This window comes from Nocardia veterana NBRC 100344 (assembly GCF_000308855.1).
Lineage (GTDB): Bacteria > Actinomycetota > Actinomycetes > Mycobacteriales > Mycobacteriaceae > Nocardia > Nocardia veterana.
Genome location: NZ_BAGM01000008.1, coordinates 52,201 through 73,300 on the forward strand (window position 1 = coordinate 52,201; position 21,100 = coordinate 73,300).

Genomic DNA, 21,100 nt, shown 5'->3' on the forward strand with positions numbered 1-21,100 from the left:
GTACGGTCGGTGCGCACGGCGAATTACGTCCGGATACGTACCCCCGGCCGGGCCCGCCGACGGATGTGCCACCGCCGGTGGGAGCGGATGGTCGAGATATGAACAGATCGAATTCCGGCGATCGCCGCGACCTCCCCGTACCGGGTGGGCACTCGGAGGCCGTCGGCTCCGACCCGGACCGCGTGGTTCGGCCCGCTGCCCAGGCGCGGGCGAACGACGTCGTCGTCACCCGGGCACTCACCAAGAGATACGGTGACCATACGGCCGTCGATGCGGTATCCATGGCCGTGCGCCGCGGCGAAATCTACGGCTTCCTCGGGCCCAACGGCGCGGGAAAGACCACGACGCTACGGATGCTGGTCGGCCTGATCACCCCGACCTCCGGGTCCGCGTCGGTCCTGGACCGCCGGCCGGGGGACCGAGAGGCGTTGCGCCGGACCGGCGTGCTGATCGAAGGCCCCGGTTTCCATCCCTACCTGTCCGGCCGCGACAACCTCCGGGTGCTGGCCCGCTACCGGCACGCCGGTTCCCCGCGTCGTCATCGGTTCGCGGAGGTCGACGAGGTGTTGGGCCGGGTCGGCCTGGCCGACCGGGCCGACGACCGATTCCGTACCTACTCGCTCGGCATGAAGCAGCGTCTCGGCGTGGGTGCGGCGTTACTCGGAAATCCCGATCTGCTCGTGCTGGACGAGCCGACCAACGGACTGGATCCGGCGGGGATGGCCGAGATGCGGGAGCTCGTCATCGGATTGGCGGCAGAGGGGCATACGGTCCTGCTCTCTTCCCATCTGCTCGGTGAAGTACAGGAGATCTGTGACCGGGTCGGCGTCATCGCGGGCGGGAAATTGCTCACCGAGGCCACGGTGAGTGAATTGCGCGGGGCGGCAAGCCTTCTGGTGCGGGCCGAACCGCTGGCGGCGGCCTATCCGGCGGTGCGCCGGGTGGTCGGCGAACATCGCGCGTTACTGACCGCCACCGGCATCAGAGTGGATGCCGGTAGGGCAATGGCGCCCGAGGTGGCGCGCGCGGTGGTCGCGTCCGGCGCGGATCTGCTGGAACTGCGGACGGACGAAAAGTCGCTGGAGGAAGTGTTTTTCGAGATGACGAAACAGGAGGTGCCGGCATGAGCGCGAGGTCCCGAGCCGGCAGTGCGGGCAACGACGGCGAGGCCGCGAATGCCGCCCGGCGCTATCGCATGCGGATGGGCGATGTTTTCGCCTGCGCCCGAGCCGAATTCGCCCGGTTGCGGAAATGGCCGGCGTTCTGGGTCGTGCTCGGCACCTGGATTGTGCTGAATCTCGTCTTCGCCTACCTGTTCAACTATCTGGCGTACACCTCGGGAACGGGATCCCGGATGTCGAACGGGCAGCCCCGGGAGGTGCTGTTACAGCTGATGCTGCCCGCGGCCGTGCCCGAGGTGTTCACCCAGGGCATGGCGATGTTCGGCGGTGCGCTGATGCTCGTCCTGGGCGCCCTGGTGGTGGGCAGTGGATACGGTTGGGGTAGTTGGAAAACCGCCTTCACGCAGGGGCCCGCCCGGGGCGCGGTGGTCGGTGGCACCGTGCTGGCGCTGGCCGTCGTGGTGGTGGGCCTGGTCGGCACCGCATTCGTCGTGGATACCGGTGTGGCCGCGGCGATCGGTGCGGTCGAACATCAGGAGCTCACGCTGCCCACCGCCGCACATGCCCGCACCGGACTGATCACCGGCGTCGCGATCCTCGGCATGTGGACCCTGGGTGGTGCGCTCATCGCGGCGATCGCCCGCGGTCCGGCGCTGGCGGTCGGGCTGGGGCTGGTCTGGGTGCTGGTGGTGGAGAACCTGCTGCGCGGCGTCGCGTCGATCTTCGCGCCGATCCGGGCGATCACCGACCATCTGCCGGGGACCGCGGCGGGTTCGGCGGCCGGGGCCATGCGCAGCGTCGGCGGTGCGGCGACGCCGGGCGTGCTGGATGTCCTGTCGCGGCCGGCTTCCTTCCTGGTGCTGGCGGTGTACATCGCGATATTCGCCTGCGGCACAATTGTTTTGATGATTCGCCGCGATATGGCCTAGGTGCCGGCGAGCGTGCGATCCGGTTCCGGCAACGTCCCGCCGGAACCGCGCCGCGCCCGACAACGGTGAGTCGAGCCGCTGTGGCGAGTAGGTTCGATCGCGACGGCTCGTACTCACTCGATGAAAGGACAGCGATGCCCACACGTAGCGCGCGTACCGCCTGGACCGGCGGCCTGCAGGACGGATCCGGACAGGTCGAGCTGGCCAGCTCCGGCGTCGGCAAGTTCGACGTCTCGTTCCCCAAGCGCACCGCCGATTCCGCCGAGGGCACCACGAGCCCGGAGGAACTGATCGCGGCCGCACATTCCTCCTGCTACGCGATGGCACTGTCCGGTCAGATCGGCGCCGCCGGCGGCAGCATCCAGAGCCTGGACGTGAACGCGGACGTGACACTCGGCCCGGACCCCGCGGGTGGTTTCCGGATCTCGACGATCAAGCTGACCGTGCGCGCCCGCGTCTCCGGTATCGACGCCGCGGCCTTCGAGCAGGCCGCCCAGAACGCCAAGGCCGGCTGCCCGGTCAGCAAGGCCCTCGCCGGTGTCGAGACGATCGAACTCGACGCCGCGCTCGAAGGCTGAGCTCACCCGTCGACGCGGACGGAAGTAGTCGCGGGCAGCGGCCGGCGAACACGGCCGGGAGCGATCAGCGCCGCGGCCACGTGTGCGGTGCGCAGCAGTGCCACCGCCGTGGCCGCGTTGTCGCCCGGTGACCGGTGCGACCACCGGGCGAGGGCGAGGTTTACTGTGCCGCTTTCCCCGCGACGTCGAGGACGACCTCGAATTCCAGCAGTGACGCTCCGGTGGCCACCGGCCGGCGAGCCTCGCCGGCGTGCGCCTCCTTGGCCGGCCCGTCCCGCCAGGCCGCGAAGGATTCCTCCGAATCCCACTGCGTCACAACGAAGTACCGGTTGTCTCCGGCGACCGGCCGCAGCAACTGGAAGCCGAGGAAACCCGGCGAATTCTCCACGGCGTGCGCACGGTGCGCGAAGCGCTTCTCGAGTTCGGGTCCGGCTCCCTCGGGAACCTCGATCGCATTGATCTTCACAACAGCCATGAGCACAGGCTAGCCCGGCCGTCCGGCACGTATCGTCGGTGCCGATGTTGTACGACGAGGGCGGCACCGGGATGCCGATTCTGCTGTTGCACGGACTGATGGGCAGTGCGCGCACCTGGGCAAACCAGGTGCCGTGGCTGCGCGAGTTCGGGCATGTGTACACCTTCGACGCCGCAGGGCACGGCCGGCCCGCGCCGCCGGAGCTCACCACCGAGGCGTTCGTCGACGATCTCGCCGCGGCGACCGCGGCGATTCCGGAGCCGATGGTGGTGATCGGCCATTCGATGGGCGGACTGCACGGGTGGATGTTCGCCGCGGCTCATCCTGCTCGGGTGCGGGCCCTGGTGGTCGAGGATATGGCCCCGGATTTCCGCGGCCGCACCGCACAGCACTGGGCGGAGATGATCGAGGCCTGGCCGCAGCCGTTCCCGGACGCCGAGGCGGTGCTGGACTATTTCGGCCCGGTCGCCGGGCGCTACTTCCTCGCATCCTTCGCCCACGGCCGCGACGGATACCGCTTGCACGGTTCGGTCGCGACCTTCCGCGACATCTCCGAGGAGTGGGGAACCCGCGATTTCTGGGCCGAATGGACCGCGCTGCGAGTCCCGGCCCTCGTACTCGAGGGCGAATACACGATCACCCCGCCGGGCCAGATGCGGGAGATGGCGGCGGTGCGGCCGGGAGTGCGGCATGTGTTGGTCGGCGCTGCCGGCCACCTGATCCACGACGATCAGCCGGCGGTATATCGGGCCGAAGTCGAGCGGTTTCTGCAGGAAATAACCTAGTGATCGGCCGATGGCCGGAGCGCGGCGAGCCGGCGGCGGGCCGCTGTGGCGAGGAGTTTCGTTCGCTGATGGCAGTCGCCTTCAGTCTGCGCCCGAGCCGACGTATGCTCTTCTCCAGTCCCGACGACAAGGTGAAGCATGATTAACTTCTCGATTCCCGCCGAGCTCGCCGCCGAACGCGACCGCATCCGCCGGTTCGTCATCGACAAGATCGTCCCGTTCGAGCGCGACCCCCGGCTGACCGCCCACGGGCCGAACGACGAACTGCGGCAGGAATTGGTCGAACTGGCGCGCGCCGAGAAGCTGCTCACCATCCAGGCGCCCGAGGAACTCGGCGGCCGCGGGCTGACCCACGTCGAACAGGCCGTGCTGTACGAGGCGGCCGGATGGTCCACCCTGGGCCCGGTCGCGATGAACTGCGCCGCGCCCGACGAGGGCAATATGTTCCTGCTCTCCAAGGTCGCGAACCCGGAGCAGGTGGACCGCTACCTGATGCCGGTGATCACCGGACAGCAGCGCTCGGTCTTCGCGATGACCGAACCCGGGGGCGCCGGATCCGATCCCGGCCAGCTCGCCACCACCGCCACCTTCGACGGCGAGAATTTCACCGTCAACGGCCGCAAATGGCTGATCACCGGGGCCGACGGCGCCAGGACGTGGATCATCATGGCGAACCTGGCGGCCAACGATCACCTGCCCGCGGGGCCCACCCTGTTCCTCACCGAGGGCGACACCCCCGGCATCGTCATCGAACGCACGATGAACACCATGGACCGCAACTACGTCGGCGGGCACGGCGTGGTGTCCTTCGAGAATCTGGTGCTGCCCAAGGAGGCGTTGCTCGGCGAGAGCGGTCAGGCGCTGCGCTACGCCCAACTCCGGCTGGCTCCCGCCCGCCTCACGCACTGCATGCGCTGGCTCGGCGCCGCCGAACGCGCCCAGAGCATCGCCGTCGAACACGCCAAGACCCGCACGGCCTTCGGCAAGCCGATCGGTGAACACGAGGGCGTGTCGTTCATGCTGGCCGACAACGAGATCGCGCTGCACCAGTGTCGCTTGACGATCTGGCACGCCTGCTGGCTGATGGACCAGGGCCACAAGGCCCGGCACGAGAGCTCGATGGCGAAATCCTATGTCTCCGAGGAGCTTTTCAAGGTCGCCGACCGCTGTGTCCAGGTCCTCGGCGGCATCGGCATCAGCGACGAAACGGTGGTCGAGATGATCTTCCGCGATATGCGCGCCTTCCGCCTCTACGACGGCCCCACCGAGGTCCACAAATACGCCATCGGCCGCCGGATACTGCGGTAATTTCGGCCTCCGCTTCGCTCCGGCGGGGGTCTCGGCCCCTGAGCCTCGATTTTTCACTCCTCCGAAATCGAGGCGGGCCGAGACCCACCATGGTGAACGGCTCGCAGCACTGCGCTTCCGATGCACCGAACTCCGCTTGTGGTGATTACGGACCAGTAAGGTGGGGCGGGAAAGATCGCCCAAACCTAGGATTGTGTCGCATGAGTTCGGAACTGCAGGTCGATGTGTCCGCCGGTGTCGCCGTACTCACGCTCAATCGCCCCGCGCAGCAGAACGCGATGACGCCCGCGATGGCGGCGGAACTCGGGACGGCCCTGCGCCGCTGCGACGCCGAGGACGCGATTCGCGCGGTGGTGATCACCGGGACTCCACCGGCCTTCTGCGCCGGCGCGGATCTGTCCGCTCGGGTGGGGGACGTCAGCGGAACCATCGATCCGCCGCCCTGGCAGGTCCGCAAGCCGGTGATCGCCGCCGTGAACGGCCATGCCGTGGGTATCGGGCTGGCGCTGGCACTGCAGTGCGATCTGCGCTACATGGCGACCGACGCCGTCTACGGCCTGAACCAGGTGCGTCGCGGTGCGATGGCCGACGGTTACGCCCATTGGACGCTGCCGCGGCTGGTCGGCATGGCCAATGCGGCCGACATCATGTTGACCGGCCGGACCTTCGACGGCGAGGAGGCTCGGCAGATGGGGGTGGCCAACAGCAGCCTGCCGGCGGGGGAGGTGCTGCCGACGGCATTGGCGGTGGCGCACGACCTCGCCGCGGGTTCCGCCCCGCTACCGACCGCCCTGACCAAGCGGCTGCTGTGGGAGGGTCTGGGGATGAGCCCGGAGGCGGTCGGTGAATTGGAGTCCGAGCTGCACGGGTACGTCGGCCAGAGCGCCGACGCCAAGGAGGGGATGGCCGCGTTCCGGGATCGGCGCCAACCGCAGTGGAAGGGCAGCATCAGTGCCGAATGGCCGGCGGGGGAGTTGGCGCCGCCGGCGCGACCCGGTCTCGACGCCGGTTCCGACGAGAGCTAGTCCCCGCCGATCAGCATCAGCAGGAAGACGCAGGCGGTCACCACCATCATGACGGTGCCGATGATGCCGACCACATAGCCCACCAGCACCTGTGATCGGCCGCCGATCGTACCGCCGGACCATTCGATCTGGTCGAGCGCGCGCTTGCCCATCACCCAGGCCACCGGACCCAGTGCGCCACAACAGAAAAGGCTGAGGACGCCGAGGATGAGCACCGTCGTCGCGTGCGGATGCTCCACCGGATTACCGGTGGGCGGCTCCGGCAGTGAGCCCCAGTACTCGGGTTGGTTCATGGCCACCACCCGATTTTAGGGTGGAAGCGGCCCGAAAGTGCGCTGCCGCGGTAGTTTCGGGCGCGCCGACGCTCGCTAACGCCGCTGCCGGGCGATATCGGCGAGAACCACGCCGGCGGCGACGGAGGCGTTGAGCGATTCCACCGGACCGGCCATCGGGATGCTCAGGATGCTGTCGCAGGTCTCGCGCACCAGGCGGGACAGGCCTTTACCCTCGGAACCGACCACCACGACGGTCGGTGTGGTGCCGTCGAATTCGTCGAGAACGGTGTCACCGCCGGCATCGAGACCGACCACCTGCAGCCCGGCCTTGGCCCAATCCTTCAGTGTGCGAGTGAGATTGGTCGCGCGCGCGACGGGCAACCGGGCCGCGGCGCCGGCACTGGTGCGCCAGGCGACCGCGGTGACGCTGGCGCTGCGGCGCTGCGGGATCACCACGCCGTGGCCACCGAAGGCGGCCACCGAGCGAATCACCGCACCCAGGTTGCGCGGGTCGGAGATGTTGTCCAGCGCCACCAGCAGCGGCGCGGTTCCGGACGCGCGGGCGGCGTCGAGCAGATCGTCGGGGTGGACGTACCGGTAGGGCGGCACCTGCAGCGCCATCCCCTGATGTAAACCGTTGGTGCTCATCCGATCCAGGTCGGTGCGCGACACCTCGAGGATGGAGATTCCGGCGTCGGCGGCGCGCTGCACCGCCTCGGTCAGGCGGTCGTCGTTCTCGGTACCGAGCGCGACGTACAGTGCGGTGGCCGGCACCTCGGCCCGCAGACACTCCACGACCGGGTTGCGGCCGAGCACCAACTCGGGTCCGTCGTCACTCTTGCGAGCGGCCGGTCGGCCGCGAGTGGCGCCCTGGGCCTTGGCCGCTTTCGCCGCTGCCGCAGCGCGTTTGGCCGCCGGATGGTTCTTGCGCATGGTCGCGGGCGGGGTGGCGCCACGACCCTCGAGTCCGCGTCGGCGCTTACCGCCACTGCCGACCACGGCGCCCTTCTTGGTGCCGCTCTTGCGAATTGCGCCGCGGCGCTGTGAATTCCCTGCCATCAGTCTGCCTTTCGTGTGGGTCGCGACACCCGCACCCGATCAGCAGGCTTCGCTCGGTGGATCATTTGGCCAGTGACCAATCGGAGCCGTCGGGCGTGTCCACGACTTCGATTCCGGCCGCGCCGAGGCGGTCGCGCACGGCGTCGGCGGTGGCCCAGTCCTTGGCGCTGCGGGCCTGCTGGCGGCGCTCGAGTTCGGCGCGCACCAGCACGTCGAGCGCCGATTCGGCGGCCGAGGTGTCCTTCGGACCGGCCCAGTGCGCATCCAGCGGATCGACGCCCAGCACGCCGAGCATGGCCCGGACCTGTCCGGCCGCCTCCCGCGCCGACTCACCGGCGCCCGCCTCGAGCGCGCGATTACCTTCGTGGACGACGCGGTGAATTTCGGCCAGCGCCTTCGGAATTGCGAGATTGTCGTCGAGCGCCTCGGCGAACGCGTCGGTCCATTTACCGATCGCGACCTCACCGACCCGCTCGACGGTGCGCTGGACGAAGGCCTCGAGCCGCTGATAGGTCTGCGCGGCATCCCGCAGCGCCTGCTCGGAATATTCGAGCATGGACGCGTAATGCGCACTACCCAGATAGAACCGCAATTCCACGGCCCGCACCTGGGTGAGAATATTCGGCACGGAGAGGGTGTTGCCGAGCGATTTCGACATCTTCTCCCCGCCGAGCGTCACCCAGCCGTTGTGCAGCCAATATTGCGCGAATCCGTCACCGGCGGCCCGGGATTGGGCGATTTCGTTCTCGTGGTGCGGGAAAACCAGATCCATACCGCCGCAATGGATATCGAATTCCGGTCCGAGATAGAACTCGGCCATCGCGGAGCATTCCAGATGCCAGCCCGGTCGCCCCGGCCCCCACGGCGACGGCCAGGTCGGCTCGCCCGGTTTGGCGGCCTTCCACAGGGTGAAATCGCGCGGGTCGCGTTTGCCCTCGCCGGCGCTCTCGCCCTGCTGCACATCCTCGAGTTTGTGTCCGGACAGCGCGCCGTAGGCGGGGAAGCTGCGCACGTCGAAATACACATTGCCGCTGGACGCGTAGGCGTGCCCGCGGTCGATGAGCCGCTGCATCAGGTCGATCATCTGAGTGATGTGTCCGGTGGCGCGCGGCTCCACCGAGGGCGGCAGCACACCGAGCGCCTCGTAGGCCCGGTCGAAGGCGCGCTCGTGGGTGGCGGCCCATTCCCACCAGGGCCGGCCTGCGGCGGCGGCCTTGTTCAGGATCTTGTCGTCGATATCGGTGACATTTCGCACGAAGGCCACGTCGTAGCCGTTCGCGGTGAGCCAACGGCGCAGAACGTCGAATGCGACGCCGCTGCGGACATGTCCGATATGCGGTTCGCCCTGCACGGTGGCCCCACACAGGTACACCGAGGCACGTCCGGGGACCAGCGGGGTGAAATCCCGCATGGTCCGCGTCTCGGTGTCGAACAGGCGCAGAGTCACGACCAGCCATCCTAAGGCTTGTTGAACAACGGTACGGGTGGGCCCCTCCTATGGTCCACGGTGCATCGAATGCGATGACACCGCGGGTCCGGAACGGATTTTGCCGGGGCAGGTTTTCCGGAGCGAAGTTATCGGCCCGCGTCGGCCGAATCGACGAATAGTCGATACCGCGCCGCGAATGCAAGTACGAGGGATCGGACCCGACGAGCGGGTGGACCTGCGGTATGTCTATCGCGGCATTACGACGTACTACATCGTCCGTCGTGTACCAGCAGTGCGGTGGCCACGGCCGCGATGCCTTCACCGCGGCCGGTGAGTCCCAACCCATCGGAGGTGGTGCCGGAAACCGACACCGGCGCGTCCAATAATTCGCCGAGTACTTTTTGCGCCTCGGCGCGTCGCGGACCGATCTTCGGCCGATTACCGATGATCTGCACCGCCGCGTTGACGATCCGATACCCGGATTCGGCGAGCAACCGCCGCACCTCGGTCAGCATCGCGGCGCCGGATACGCCCTCCCATTCGGGTCGTCCGGTGCCGAAGACGGCGCCCACATCACCGAGGCAGGCCGCCGACAGCAGGGCGTCGCAGAGCGCGTGAGCGGCCACATCACCGTCGGAGTGGCCGGAGCAGCCGTCGTCGCCGTCGAACAGCAGCCCCGCCATCCAGCAGGGGCGGCCGGGTTCGATGGGATGGACATCGCTGCCGATGCCGGTGCGCAGGCCGGTGAGATCGCTCATCCCGTCACCGCCGGCGTGGAACCGACCGTCATATCCGCTACCAGCGTGTTCGCGAGTCGCAGATCGAGCGGCCCGGTGATCTTGAAAGCCATCGCATCGCCGGGAACGACGTGCACGCTCGCGCCGATCGCCTCGACCAGGCCCGCGTCGTCGGTGGCCGGCAGGCCGAGGGCGTAGGCCTCGCGCAACAGTGCGGCGTCGAAGCCCTGGGGAGTCTGGATCGCCCGCAGTTCCGACCGATCCGGCGTGCCGGTCACGTCACCGGCCGCGTCGACGGCCTTGATCGTGTCGGCCACGGGCAGGCCGGGTACGACCGCGCGGTGACCGGTGCTCAGCGCATCCACGACCCGCGCGATCAGCGACGGTGGCGTCAGGGCGCGGGCCGCGTCGTGTACGAGGATGTGGGTGGCGTCCGCGGCGGCCGCTAAACCGGCGCGGACGGAATCGGTGCGTTCGGCGCCGCCGGCCACCACGTCGACCGGAATCGAGCTGGCCGCGTGGGCACGGGCGGCGAGCAGTTCCCGGGCCGCATCGATCATCTCGATGGGCGCCATGATCACGATGCGGTCGACGACCCCGGACGCGATCAGACCGTCTACTGCGTGTACGAGCATGGGACTGCCGCCGACCGGAACGAACGCCTTGGGTGCGGATGCACCCAGGCGAACGCCCCGGCCGGCGGCAGGAACCAATGCCACAACGCGGCGTGTGGAGTCGAGCGTCAAGGCGATGCGGTCAGGAAGCCGCGGCGAGAACCTCGTCGAGCAGGGTCTCGGCCTTGACGTCGTCCGTGCCCTCGGCGAGCGCGAGCTCACCGACCAGGATCTGCCGGGCCTTGGCCAGCATCCGCTTCTCGCCGGCGGACAGGCCGCGGTCCTGCTCCCGACGCCACAGGTCGCGGACGACCTCGGCCACCTTGTTCACATCGCCGGAGGCGAGCTTCTCGAGGTTGGCCTTGTACCGCCGAGACCAGTTCGTCGGCTCCTCCGTGTGTGGAGCGCGTAGCACCTGGAAGACTCGATCGAGACCTTCCTGGCCGACGACGTCGCGGACGCCGACGTACTCCGCGTTCTCTGCGGGAACCCGAACGGTGAGATCGCCCTGGGCGACCTTCAGGACCAGATACTCTTTCTGAACACCCTTGATGGTGCGAGTCTCGATTGCTTCGATCAGCGCCGCTCCGTGGTGGGGGTAAACGACGGTGTCTCCGACCTTAAAAATCATGTGTCCCGTGCCCCTTTCGATGTTCACAGTTTAACATGCGACTCGATAACGCCGCGATCAACGGCGCAGGTCAGGGCCACAACAGGCCGACGCTGGGGCTTGACAGATCGCGATGCGTGTGCATCTTGTTGCGGCAGAACGTGATACGCGGCTCGCGGGTCGCCGCGGAACATTACACCGGACCGGTCCGCACCGACCACCCTGCCAACTACTACGCTGCCTACTACTACTCTCCATCGTGGAGTGAGCCGGTCGACATGGAGGACAACCCGTGACTGCCCTGAAAGCCACCACAGCGTCGAAAGTGACCAAGGTGTCGCGCTGCGCAATCGCTGTCGCCGCGCTGGCCACCGGTGCGGCGCTGACGTTGTCCGGATGCGGTGCCGGTCAGATCTCGCAGACCGCGAGCCAGGTGCCGGCCGTCAACGGCAACGCGGCGACCGTCGGCTCGGTCGCGCTGCGCGATGTGCGCATCCTGCTCCCGCAGTCCGAGCAGTACACCAACGCCAAGGGCGGTAAGGCCGTCCTCGCGTTCAGCGCGATCAACCAGGGCTCCTCCAAGACCGACGAGCTGGTCAGTGTCACCACCGACCTCGGCCAGGTGAAGTTCACTCCGGCCGCGCCGCAGCTCGTGCCCGGACAGACCGTCGTGGCCGCCGGCCCGGAGGCCGTGCGCGCGGGCGAGGCGAGCGGTGAGGCCGCCACGCCTACCCCGACGCCCACGTCGGCCACCAGCACCCCGGCCACGCCGACCCCGGAGCACGGCGCGTCCGCGCGCGAACAGGGCGCCGGTTCGCCCGATCATCCGGCCGATCCGAACGCGCATCCGATCCTGGTCGAGATCAACGGTCTCACCAAGGACGTGGTGCCCGGCCTGACCTACGGCGTCACCTTCAACTTCAAGGACGCCGGCACCGTGCAGGTGCAGGTTCCGGTCGACGCCGGCCCGGACACTCCGCGGCACGAGGGTGCCACCATCGCCGAGCACAACGGCCACTGACCCTCGGCCGTCCCCATCCGGCACCGGCGATGTCGGTCCAGGTATCTAGGCTGCGCCCGTGGCCAAGGTGAAATCGCTGTACCGGTGCTCGGCGTGCGGTAACGAAGTTGCCAAATGGGTGGGTCGCTGCCCCGGATGCAGCGAATGGGGGACGGTCGACGAGGTGGTAGCCGTCGGCGCCGCGGCGGGCTCGAATTCCGCCGGGCGCCGGGCGCTGCTGCCGTCGACCGCCGCGGCTCCCATCTCGACCATCGACTCGCAGATCACGCGCGCCCGGCCGACCGGCGTCGCCGAACTGGACCGGGTGCTGGGCGGGGGAGTGGTGCCCGGCTCGGTGGTGCTGCTCTCCGGCGAACCGGGCGTGGGCAAGTCCACGCTGCTGCTCGAGGTCGCCCATCGCTGGGCCCGGCAGCGCGACGAACGCGCGCTCTACGTCACCGCCGAGGAGTCGGCCGGGCAGGTCCGGCTGCGGGCCGACCGGACCGGCGCGGTGCACGAAAGGGTTTATCTCGCAGCGGAATCCGACCTGGCCACGATTCTCGGCCACGTCGATCAGGTGCGGCCGACGCTGCTCGTGGTCGACTCGGTGCAGACCATGCTGGCCGCCGACGCCGACGGCGTGATCGGCGGCGTCACCCAGGTCCGCGCCGTCACCGCGGCATTGACCTCGCTGGCCAAGGCGAGCGGTATCGCCGTCCTACTGGTCGGTCACGTCACCAAGGACGGCAACGTCGCCGGACCCCGCACCCTCGAACATCTGGTGGACGTGGTGCTGCAGTTCGAGGGCGACAAGCACTCCACGCTGCGGATGGTGCGCGGCATCAAGAACCGCTTCGGCAGTGCGGACGAGGTCGGCTGTTTCGAACTCCACGACGACGGCATCGTGGGGGTGAGCGATCCGTCCGGACTGTTCCTGCATCATCGCGCCGATCAGGTGCCCGGAACGGCGATCACGGTGGCGATGGACGGTAAGCGGCCGTTGCTCGGTGAGGTGCAGGGTCTGACCGTCGCCACGCAGGTGCCCGCGCCGCGCCGGGCGGTGAGCGGACTGGACTACAACCGGGTGTCGATGGTGCTGGCGGTCCTGCAGAGTCGCTGCGGGGTCTATCTCGGTAAACACGACGTCTACGCGGCGACGGTGGGTGGAATGCGGCTCACCGAGCCCGCCGCGGACCTGGCGGTAGCGGTCGCGATCACCGGCGCCGAACGCGATATCCCGCTGCGCACCGGCATGGTGGTCCTGGGCGAAGTCGGTCTGGCGGGTGAGGTGCGGCGTGTCACGGGGGTCGGCCGTCGGTTGCGGGAGGCCGAGCGGCTAGGTTTCACGGAGGCGTTGGTACCGCCGGGAACCGACCTGTCCGGCATCACCATGAAGGTGCACGAGGTCGCGAGTGTCCGTGCGGCACTTGCCTCGAGTGGTTTGTCGAAGCGACGACGCGAGCGTGTGGAGGCTGTGGAATGATCCCGGGCCGTTGGGTGACCCACCTGCTCGGCCGTCCCGGGCCGCGCCGATGGGATGCGGCGCCGCCGGCCGCGGCGGAGTCCGGCGCCGACGGTGACGACCCCGGCCTGAGCTCCACCATCGCCCGCCTCGTGCCGGGTACCGAACTGCGGGACGGCATCGACCGAATCCTGCGCGCCCGCACCGGCGGGCTGATCGTGCTGGGCTACGACGAGGCGCTGGAACGGATCTGTGACGGCGGCTTCGAACTCGATGTCGAATTCTCACCCACCCGATTGCGGGAGCTGTCGAAAATGGATGGCGCCGTGGTGCTTTCGACCGACGGCACCCGGATCCGGCGCGCCAACGTCCATCTGGTGCCCGACCCCGCGCTGCCCACCACCGAATCCGGTACCCGGCACAAGGCGGCCGAGCGCACGGCCGCGCAGACCGGATATCCGGTGGTATCGGTGAGCCGCTCGACCGGCATCGTGACCGTCTACCTCAGTGGGCACCGGCACACGATCCAGACCTCGGAGACGATCCTCTCGCGGGCCAATCAGGCGATGGCGACCCTGGAGCGTTACCGTTCCCGCCTCGACGAGGCCACGCGGCAGCTGTCGCTGGTCGAGTTGAACGACTGTGCCACGCTGCGCGACGTCCTGGCGGTGGTGCACTGCCTGGAGCTGGTCCGCCGGGTCGCGCGCGAAATCAGTTCCGATGTCGCCGAACTCGGTGTCGACGGTAGGCAGTTGGCGCTGCAACTGGCCGAACTGGTGGGCAATACCGACACCCTGCGCCGGCTGCTGGTGCGCGATTACCTGCGCACCGAACCGGTCGACGACGCGACGGTCGAGCGGGCCCTGGCCGATCTCGACGCACTCCTCGAGGTCGATCTGCTGGAACTGACCAATCTCGCTCCGCCGCTGGGCTTTCCGGCATCGTTCGAGGCACTGGACACCGCCGTCGGCCCGCGCGGGTTCCGGGTGCTGGCCGAAATCCCGCGCGTGCCCCTGCGCCGTGCCGAACCGGTGATCGCCGCGTTCGGCTCGCTGTCGGGGCTGGTGTCGGCCAGCGCCTCCGACATCGCGGGTGTCGCGGGGGTCGACGCGGATCTGGCCCGTCAGATTCGCGAGGGCCTGTCCCGACTCGCCGAATCCGGATCGGTTCGCCTCGGCGACTCGTCCGACGGGCGCAGCGCCTAGGCGAAGTTGAACGTCTCCGGTGCGCTGCGCACCGACCCGAACTGCGCCACCACGGCGTAACCACCGGCCGGCACCGGAACTCGGTCGCCCGCACAACCCGGCTGCGAGGTGGTGCCCGACCAGGTCAGGGTGAACGCCGCCTGCTGACCGCCGTTCAGGGTGCGCACATCCGCGGGACCGCCCTGATCGCAATCGGTACTCGACCACAGCCGCCGCTGACCGTCCAGCGACTGGACCCAGACCTGCTGCAGACCGGAACCCATATCGCGGGTACAGGCGGCGGTCGAGATGTTGGTGATGACGATGGTGAAGACCGGTTGCTCACCCGCCTTGTAGGTGGGCTGGCCGACGCTCACCTTCACCGCCAGCGACTGATCCGGACATTGCGCCGGAGTGCCGCTGGCCGTCGAGTTGACCGTGCCCGAAGCGGGCGGGTTGGCACCGCTGGGACCGGTGGTAGCGGCGCCGCTCGGCGAGACGGAGGTGGAGCTCGCCGCCGCGGCCTTGGGATCCTTGGCGTCGCCGCCACCCCCGCGTAGCAGCATCATCGCCAGCCAGATGATCAAGGCGAGCGCGACGATCAGCGCGCCGATGGCGAGCAGGCGACGACGCCAGTAGATCTCCGGCGGCAGCGGTCCATTCGGTTCCAGCACGGCAACAACGGTAAGGGCACGGTCGGGCCGTCTCGCTCAGGTACGCGGCGTGTCGCCGCCGAAATGGCGGTGATGCCGGGTACATTTTCGCGCCCCCGCGCGCGAACGGCCCGACCGTAGCCCGATGACTAGCGGAAACGACTGCGGCTCAGACCGTTTCGCCGATATCGCCGATCACCTTGTGCAGCTGGGCGCGGCCGTCGGCGAGTTTGTAGTTCACGCAGGCGATGGCGCAGCGGCCGCTCTCGACCCGATCGGAAACGATCTTGGAACGTTCGGTGAGCAGGCGCGCGGTCTCCTGCACGTGCCGGGCCTCGAGCTCGTCGACCTCGGCCAGGCCGTCGCGGCGGCCGGCGAGGATCGACGGGGCCACCCGCTCGACGAGACTGCGGATGAATCCGCCGGGCACCTGACCGTCGTCGAGCGCATCGATGGTCGCGCGGACCGCGCCGCAGCTGTCGTGCCCGAGCACGACGATCAACGGAACATTGAGGATCTCGACACCGTATTCGATCGACCCGAGCACCGACTCGTCGATCACATGGCCCGCGGTGCGGACCACGAACATATCGCCGAGGCCCTGGTCGAAGATGATCTCGGCGGCGACCCGGGAGTCACCGCACCCGAACAGAATCGCCCGCGGCTGCTGTCCGCCGACGAGCTTCGCGCGGTCGGCGGCGCCTTGGCCGGGGTGCTGGAGTGTGCCGTTGACGAACCTGTCGTTACCCTCGCGGAGAGACTTCCAGGCACTGATCGGGTTGGTATGAGGCATGTGTCCCATTTTCCACAGCTCCGGGGCTACCGGCGAGTCCGTTCGGCTACGGATGGGCAAATTCGGCATCACCGGCCGGCGGACGCGGCGGTGATTTCGTGAGGCCGAGCGACCGGGCCGAGCGCGGTGGGCCGAACCGCGCGGACACCGTCGAGACGATCGCCGGGATCGACAGTGATGTCCTGATCGACTGGTACCGGCACACCGCCCGCGATCTGCCGTGGCGCCGCCCCGGCGTGACAGCCTGGCAGATCCTGATGAGCGAGATCATGTTGCAGCAGACCCCGGTGGCGCGGGTCGAACCCGTGTGGCGGGAGTGGGTCGCGCGGTGGCCGGTGCCCTCCGCCATGGCCGCGGCCACGCCCGGCGAGGTGCTGCGGGCCTGGGGCAAGCTCGGCTATCCGCGCCGGGCGTTGCGGCTGCACGAATGCGCCGGGGTGCTCGCCCGCGAGTACGGCGACGTGGTGCCCGACGATGTCGACACGCTGTTGCAACTGCCCGGTATCGGCGCCTACACCGCGCGGGCGGTCGCCTGCTTCGCCTACGGTCAGCGAGTTCCGGTGGTGGACACCAATGTTCGCCGAGTGGTTGCCCGCGCGGTCCACGGTCGCGCCGAGGCGGGGAACCCGCGCGCCCGCGATCTCGCCGAAACCGAGGCGCTGCTGCCCATCCGGGTCGACCGGGCGGCGGTCTTCTCCGCGGCGCTGATGGAACTGGGCGCGACGGTGTGCACGGCGCGCAATCCCGACTGCGACCGCTGCCCGCTGCCGCGCTGCACCTGGGTCACCTCCGGCCGCCCCGCCTCGGAGGTGGTGCGCCGCACGCAGAAGTACGACGGCACCGACCGGCAGGCACGCGGCCGGCTACTCGATGTGCTGCGTGGCGCCTCCGGCCCGGTGGAGCGAATCGCCTTGGATCTGGCCTGGACTCACGATCCCGGACAGCGCGATCGGGCGCTCGATTCGTTGCTCGTCGACGGTTTGGTCGAACAGACCGCCGCCGGTTTGTTCGCGTTGGCGGGCGAGGGTGGATCGGACTGACCGAAGTTCGGCGCAAACGTGTCGGTCCGCCGAATTACCGCTGCCGGCAAGCGACTAGAGTCCGGCTGGTGCCAGTGTCCCTGAAGCACCCCGGCGTGCTCGCCTGGATCTACGTACTCGCTTCGGTCGTGGTCGGGCCCGCCGTCTACCTCGGCGGCTATTCCCTGTTCACCCACGGCGTCGGGGACTACTGCGACGCGGTGCACGGTGGATTCGCCCAGCGGGATGCGGAATTTCGGGCGGCGCAGAATTTCCAGCTGACCGGTGCCGGCATCATGCTGGTCCTCGGCTGTCTCGTGCTGGGACGCCTCTGGTCCCACCGGCGCCGGCTCCGGTGGTACTTCCTCGTCCCGAGCGCCTGCATGGTCGTCGTGATGATGCTCGGATTTCTCTTACTGGTCCGGGTCTCCGGGCCGAGCGGTCAGAGCTGCTGGCCGTACTGATTCGCATCGCGAACCCGTCCGCCGAACCGCTGAGCAGGCCCCGGCGACCGGGTGCCCGGTCGGTGCGGATCAGGCGGGGGTGGACGCGAGCAGGTCGTCCAGCAACGACCGGGTGTGGACGAGCTGGTCGATATCGGCGGTGATGCGGCGGCGTTCGACCTCGAGCCGTTGCCGGCAGCCGTCGAGCAGCAGGGATTCGCCGGACAGGCACGAGAGGATTTCGGCGATGAGCTCCATCCGCAAACCGGCCGCGAGGAGGGTGCGGATGTGCTGCACCGTGCGGATGTCCGACTCGTCGAAGATCCGGTAACCGGTGGCGGTCCGGCTCGGATTCAGTACGCCTCGTTCCTCGTAGTAGCGCAGGGCGCGCACGCTGACTCCGGTCCGCTGTGCCAGTTCTCCGATCTGCACTGGCCGCTCCGTTCGCAACTCGGGCTTGACTCTCACACCGACGTGAGAGTTTAGCGTCCGGGCATGCTCCGACCAGCCATACTCATGTTCTGTGTATTCACCATCACCACGGGTGAATTCGTCGTCGCCGGGATTCTGCCCGAGGTCGCGAGTGACCTCGATGTCACGGTCGGCGCCGCCGGTCTGCTGGTCACCGCGTATGCCGTCGGCATGATCGTCGGCGGTCCGGTGCTCACCGCGGTGACCGCCGGCGTCGATCGGAAACGGCTGATGGTGGCGCTGCTGGCGGTCGCGTTCGTCGGCAACGTCGTCTCCGCCCTCGCTCCCGATTTCCGGCTGCTGTTGGTGGCCCGGGTGCTCACGGCATTGGTGACATCGACCTTCTTCGCTCAGGCCATCGTGATCGCGGTGCAGTCCTCGGCCCCGGAGCGCGCGGGCAGCATGGTGGCCCGGCTGGCGTTCGGGATGAATCTCGCCATGATCCTGGGCGCCCCGATCGGCACTCGAATCGGCGACCAGTGGGGGTGGCGGGCGACGTTCGCGACGATCGCCGGGGCATGCCTGCTCGGGCTCGTCGCGGTCGTGTGGGCGTTCGAGTCCGGCGGTGACCGGCCCGCGACCTCGGCGGTGACGGAGTTGCGGGTGCTTCGGCAGCGGCCGGTGCTGATGGCACTGGCGATCACAGCGGTCGGCAACGCGGGCGTGCTGATGGTATTCAGCTACCTCGCCCCGCTGCTCACGGACGTCGCCGGACACCCGGCGACCAGGCTGCCGCTGTTGCTCCTCGCCTACGGTGTCGGCGCGACGCTGGGCAACCTCGTCGGCGGCGCGCTCTACGACCGCAACCCGCGGCTGTTCCAGCCGGTGCTGCTCGCACTGCTGGCGGCGACACTGCTGGGCATCTGGTCGGTTGCCGCGGTCACCTCGCTGACCGTGGTCGCGGTCGTGGCGATCGGCCTGTTGGGCTTCGCGATCATTCCGGGGATGCAGGCACGCGTGCTCGCGACCGCCGCTGCGGCGCCCACGTTGGCCATGGCGGTGAACGCGTCCGGCTACCAGGTCGCGGCCGCGTGCGCGGGCCTGGTCGGCGGTCTGATCGCCGATTCGGCCGCGGGCCCCCGGCCGATCTACCTCGTCGCCGCCGCGCTGACCTGCTGTGGTTTGGTCATGACCGTCGTCGCCGGTCGCGGACCGGGGGCGCGTGGCGAATCCGCGTCTGCGACGGTGGATCGGCCGGCCACCGCTAGTCGCTAGCCGTGGCCGGAACCGCTGCCCGGGTGGTCGTCGTCGCGACCGGCACCACCCGGCGGCGGGCCTGCAGCAGCGGCCGCCCGATCACCCGGCAACCCAGGTAGATCACGAACGAGATCGTGGTGATGAACGTGGAGACCGGTACGCCGGGGGCCAGCGACAGCAGAATTCCGCCGACGGCGGCGATTTCGGCGAACAACACCGACAGCAGGGTTGCGCGCAACGGGCTGGCGGTCAGTTGGGCGGCGGCCGCGGCGGGGGTGATCAGCAGCGACAGCACCAGCAGGGCGCCGACGATCTGCACCCCGAAGGCGGCGGTCACGCCGAGCAGCACCGCGAACACTACCGACAACGCGCGGACCGGAACGCCGCGTGCCACCGCCACCTCCGGATCGGTGCTGGCGAAAAGCAGTGGGCGATAGATGAATGCGAGGACGGCGACGACGCCGACGGTGCACAGCGCGAGTGAGGTGAGTCCGGTGCCGCCGACACTGACGACCTGCCCGGTGAGCAGGGAGAATTTCGATCCGGCCCGACTGGGCCCGAGCCACAGGAACAGCACGGACAGGCCCAGACCGAACGACATCACCACCGCGATCACCGAATCGCGTTCGCGCGCTTTGGAACCCAGTAGGCCGAACATCACGGCGGCGATCACCGAGCCCGCGATGGCCCCGGCGCCCACCCCGATGCCGACCAGCAGCGCCGCCGCGGCGCCGGTGAGCGACAGCTCGCTGGTGCCGTGCACCGCGAACGACATCTGCCGGTTGACGATGAGCGGCCCGATCACCCCGGCCAGCAGTCCGAGCAGCGCGGCGGCGATGACGGCCTGCTGGACGAAGTCGTAGGACAGCAGGTCCGCGGTGGTGTGCAGATCGAGCATCTTGGTGAAGACGTCGGACAGTTTCTCGTTCATTCGCCGGCCCCTTCGGTGTGGTGGGTGCCGAGCGCGTCGATCTCGTCGCCGGTGCCGACGACCACCAGCCGCCCGCGGACCCGCAGCACGTCGACCTCGGTGCCGTAGAGTTCGGACAACACCTGGGAGGTCATCACCTCATCCGGCGGGCCGATCCGGAACTTGCCCTCGACCAGATACAGCACCCGATCCACCAGCGGCAGAATCGGATTGATCTCGTGGGTGACGAACAGCACCGCGGTGTCGTGCGTGCGGCGGCGCCGGTCGATGAGTTCGGACACCAGCCGCTGATTGGCCAGATCGAGACTCAGCAGCGGCTCGTCGCACAGCAGCACTCGCGGATCGCCGGCCAACGCCTGCGCCACCCGTAACCGCTGCTGTTCGCCGCCGGACAGCGATTCCAACGGCGCGTTCGCGTACCGCTCGGCCCCCACCTGCGCGATGGCATCGGCGACCAGGCGCCGTCGCTCGCGCCGGCCGCGCCAACCCAGCCCCCAGCGGTGCCCGTCCACGCCCAACCCGACCAGGTCGACACCACGCAACTGCACGCCGGCGTCGATCGTCTTCTGCTGCGGGATGTAGCCGATCCGCGGATTGCCCAACCGCGCCGGCGCCCCGTCCACCTCGACCGTGCCCGCGCTGGGGGCGAGCTGTCCGAGCAGCATCCGCAACAGTGAGGTCTTTCCGGAACCGTTGGGGCCCAGCACCGCGACGAATTCACCGGGCGCGACGTCGAGATCCAGCCCTTGCCAGAGCGTGCGCGGGCCGAAGGCCAGGCTCGCGCCCCGCAGCGACACCGCGGGGGTGGTGCGGGCATCGGCCGCGGGCTTCCCGTCCGCCGCGTCGTCGGTATCGCAGAACGCGCACTCCGCGCCCCCGAGACGGGACGAGCCCGCGCCGGAATCGGCGCGGGCTACGGACGACCTGTCGTGGTCGGATTCCGGCGACGCGGAGACGGCCGGATCGCGGCGGTCTTCGGTACGGATATCTCCCGGCATCACT

General features: G+C 69.0%; 24 protein-coding genes. 12 read left to right on the forward strand and 12 right to left on the reverse strand.

Annotated features, from left to right (window positions below; translation table 11 throughout):
• The first annotated feature begins 98 nt into the window (after positions 1 to 98).
• From ON37_RS02065 to ON37_RS02075, 3 genes are all read left to right on the forward strand, one after another.
• Positions 99 to 1,127 (forward strand): ABC transporter ATP-binding protein, encoded by a 1,029-nt coding sequence (locus ON37_RS02065; protein WP_083892653.1) that lies wholly within the window; start codon positions 99 to 101, stop codon positions 1,125 to 1,127.
• A complete protein-coding gene (locus ON37_RS02070) occupies positions 1,124 to 2,050 on the forward strand; it encodes an ABC transporter permease subunit (RefSeq protein WP_306306445.1) in 927 nt (308 codons plus the stop codon). Before ON37_RS02065 ends, ON37_RS02070 begins: the two co-directional genes overlap by 4 nt.
• A 134-nt stretch (positions 2,051 to 2,184) precedes the next feature.
• The gene (locus ON37_RS02075; RefSeq protein ID WP_040715885.1) at positions 2,185 to 2,628 is read left to right on the forward strand and encodes an OsmC family peroxiredoxin; all 444 of its coding nucleotides are present in this window, start codon (positions 2,185 to 2,187) and stop codon (positions 2,626 to 2,628) included.
• Positions 2,629 to 2,788: 160 nt separating this feature from the next.
• Here ON37_RS02075 and mhuD read toward each other — a convergent pair whose 3' ends face one another.
• Entirely contained in the window at positions 2,789 to 3,103 is a 315-nt protein-coding gene (mhuD, locus tag ON37_RS02080; protein ID WP_040715887.1) for a mycobilin-forming heme oxygenase MhuD, read from the reverse strand.
• 44 nt (positions 3,104 to 3,147) lie between these two features.
• Between mhuD and ON37_RS02085 the strand changes: the two genes are divergently transcribed.
• The 3 genes from ON37_RS02085 (at position 3,148) to ON37_RS02095 (ending at position 6,221) form a co-directional block, all read left to right on the forward strand.
• Positions 3,148 to 3,888 carry an alpha/beta fold hydrolase gene (locus ON37_RS02085; protein WP_040715890.1) on the forward strand — a complete coding sequence of 247 codons (741 nt, stop codon included), beginning with the start codon at positions 3,148 to 3,150 and terminating at the stop codon, positions 3,886 to 3,888.
• A gap of 138 nt (positions 3,889 to 4,026) precedes the next feature.
• Positions 4,027 to 5,196 carry an acyl-CoA dehydrogenase family protein gene (locus tag ON37_RS02090; protein WP_040715893.1) on the forward strand — a complete coding sequence of 390 codons (1,170 nt, stop codon included), beginning with the start codon at positions 4,027 to 4,029 and terminating at the stop codon, positions 5,194 to 5,196.
• Positions 5,197 to 5,396: 200 nt separating this feature from the next.
• Positions 5,397 to 6,221 carry an enoyl-CoA hydratase/isomerase family protein gene (locus ON37_RS02095; protein ID WP_040715896.1) on the forward strand — a complete coding sequence of 275 codons (825 nt, stop codon included), beginning with the start codon at positions 5,397 to 5,399 and terminating at the stop codon, positions 6,219 to 6,221.
• On the opposite strand, the gene ON37_RS02100 is transcribed toward ON37_RS02095, so the two are convergent.
• The 6 genes from ON37_RS02100 to carD all read right to left on the reverse strand — a co-directional run bounded on the left by ON37_RS02100 (position 6,218) and on the right by carD (position 10,966).
• Positions 6,218 to 6,514, reverse strand: coding sequence for a DUF4190 domain-containing protein (locus ON37_RS02100; protein ID WP_040716056.1), 297 nt, complete (start codon positions 6,512 to 6,514; stop codon positions 6,218 to 6,220). The genes ON37_RS02095 and ON37_RS02100 overlap by 4 nt on opposite strands.
• Before the next feature lie 75 nt (positions 6,515 to 6,589).
• Positions 6,590 to 7,555: a 23S rRNA (guanosine(2251)-2'-O)-methyltransferase RlmB gene (rlmB, locus tag ON37_RS02105; protein WP_040715900.1), complete on the reverse strand. Its 966-nt coding sequence runs from the start codon at positions 7,553 to 7,555 to the stop codon at positions 6,590 to 6,592.
• 61 nt (positions 7,556 to 7,616) lie between these two features.
• A complete protein-coding gene (gene cysS / locus ON37_RS02110) occupies positions 7,617 to 9,002 on the reverse strand; it encodes a cysteine--tRNA ligase (protein WP_040715903.1) in 1,386 nt (461 codons plus the stop codon).
• A gap of 239 nt (positions 9,003 to 9,241) precedes the next feature.
• Positions 9,242 to 9,724 (reverse strand): 2-C-methyl-D-erythritol 2,4-cyclodiphosphate synthase, encoded by a 483-nt coding sequence (ispF, locus tag ON37_RS02115; protein ID WP_040716059.1) that lies wholly within the window; start codon positions 9,722 to 9,724, stop codon positions 9,242 to 9,244.
• A gap of 14 nt (positions 9,725 to 9,738) precedes the next feature.
• Positions 9,739 to 10,467 carry a 2-C-methyl-D-erythritol 4-phosphate cytidylyltransferase gene (gene ispD, locus ON37_RS02120; protein WP_040715906.1) on the reverse strand — a complete coding sequence of 243 codons (729 nt, stop codon included), beginning with the start codon at positions 10,465 to 10,467 and terminating at the stop codon, positions 9,739 to 9,741.
• Between the two features lie 10 nt (positions 10,468 to 10,477).
• Positions 10,478 to 10,966 carry an RNA polymerase-binding transcription factor CarD gene (gene carD, locus ON37_RS02125; protein ID WP_019931623.1) on the reverse strand — a complete coding sequence of 163 codons (489 nt, stop codon included), beginning with the start codon at positions 10,964 to 10,966 and terminating at the stop codon, positions 10,478 to 10,480.
• Between the two features lie 271 nt (positions 10,967 to 11,237).
• Between carD and ON37_RS02130 the strand changes: the two genes are divergently transcribed.
• The 3 genes from ON37_RS02130 to disA are packed head-to-tail and all read left to right on the forward strand — an operon-like array spanning position 11,238 to position 14,612.
• Entirely contained in the window at positions 11,238 to 11,966 is a 729-nt protein-coding gene (locus ON37_RS02130) for a copper chaperone PCu(A)C domain-containing protein (RefSeq protein ID WP_051031050.1), read from the forward strand.
• A gap of 58 nt (positions 11,967 to 12,024) precedes the next feature.
• Positions 12,025 to 13,428: a DNA repair protein RadA gene (gene radA / locus ON37_RS02135; protein WP_040715915.1), complete on the forward strand. Its 1,404-nt coding sequence runs from the start codon at positions 12,025 to 12,027 to the stop codon at positions 13,426 to 13,428.
• Positions 13,425 to 14,612, forward strand: a complete 1,188-nt coding sequence (gene disA / locus ON37_RS02140) for a DNA integrity scanning diadenylate cyclase DisA (protein WP_083892654.1) — start codon at positions 13,425 to 13,427, stop codon at positions 14,610 to 14,612. Before radA ends, disA begins: the two co-directional genes overlap by 4 nt.
• On the opposite strand, the gene ON37_RS02145 is transcribed toward disA, so the two are convergent.
• Together ON37_RS02145 and ON37_RS02150 are read right to left on the reverse strand one after the other, a co-directional pair.
• Positions 14,609 to 15,265, reverse strand: a complete 657-nt coding sequence (locus ON37_RS02145; RefSeq protein ID WP_040715918.1) for a DUF4232 domain-containing protein — start codon at positions 15,263 to 15,265, stop codon at positions 14,609 to 14,611. The genes disA and ON37_RS02145 overlap by 4 nt on opposite strands.
• A gap of 148 nt (positions 15,266 to 15,413) precedes the next feature.
• Positions 15,414 to 16,037: a carbonic anhydrase gene (locus ON37_RS02150; protein WP_040716064.1), complete on the reverse strand. Its 624-nt coding sequence runs from the start codon at positions 16,035 to 16,037 to the stop codon at positions 15,414 to 15,416.
• Positions 16,038 to 16,204: 167 nt separating this feature from the next.
• Here ON37_RS02150 and ON37_RS02155 point away from each other — a divergent pair, with 167 nt between their 5' ends.
• On the forward strand, positions 16,205 to 17,077 hold the full coding sequence (locus ON37_RS02155) for an iron-sulfur binding domain-containing protein (protein WP_040716066.1): 873 nt from the start codon (positions 16,205 to 16,207) through the stop codon (positions 17,075 to 17,077).
• A gap of 68 nt (positions 17,078 to 17,145) precedes the next feature.
• Positions 17,146 to 17,520, forward strand: coding sequence for a hypothetical protein (locus ON37_RS02160; RefSeq protein ID WP_157171325.1), 375 nt, complete (start codon positions 17,146 to 17,148; stop codon positions 17,518 to 17,520).
• A gap of 69 nt (positions 17,521 to 17,589) precedes the next feature.
• Here the strand turns inward: ON37_RS02160 and ON37_RS02165 are convergent, their stop codons facing one another.
• Positions 17,590 to 17,931, reverse strand: a complete 342-nt coding sequence (locus ON37_RS02165) for a MerR family transcriptional regulator (RefSeq protein WP_040715923.1) — start codon at positions 17,929 to 17,931, stop codon at positions 17,590 to 17,592.
• Positions 17,932 to 17,994: 63 nt separating this feature from the next.
• On the opposite strand from ON37_RS02165, the gene ON37_RS02170 reads away from it, so the two are divergent.
• Entirely contained in the window at positions 17,995 to 19,185 is a 1,191-nt protein-coding gene (locus tag ON37_RS02170) for an MFS transporter (protein ID WP_040715928.1), read from the forward strand.
• On the opposite strand, the gene ON37_RS02175 is transcribed toward ON37_RS02170, so the two are convergent.
• Complete coding sequence (locus ON37_RS02175; RefSeq protein WP_051031051.1) at positions 19,175 to 20,098, reverse strand: metal ABC transporter permease; 924 nt, start codon at positions 20,096 to 20,098, stop codon at positions 19,175 to 19,177. The two genes, ON37_RS02170 and ON37_RS02175, sit on opposite strands and share 11 nt — an antisense overlap.
• On the reverse strand, positions 20,095 to 21,096 hold the full coding sequence (locus tag ON37_RS02180; RefSeq protein ID WP_083892656.1) for a metal ABC transporter ATP-binding protein: 1,002 nt from the start codon (positions 21,094 to 21,096) through the stop codon (positions 20,095 to 20,097). The genes ON37_RS02175 and ON37_RS02180 overlap by 4 nt, the downstream gene beginning before the upstream one ends.
• Positions 21,097 to 21,100: the final 4 nt, after the last annotated feature.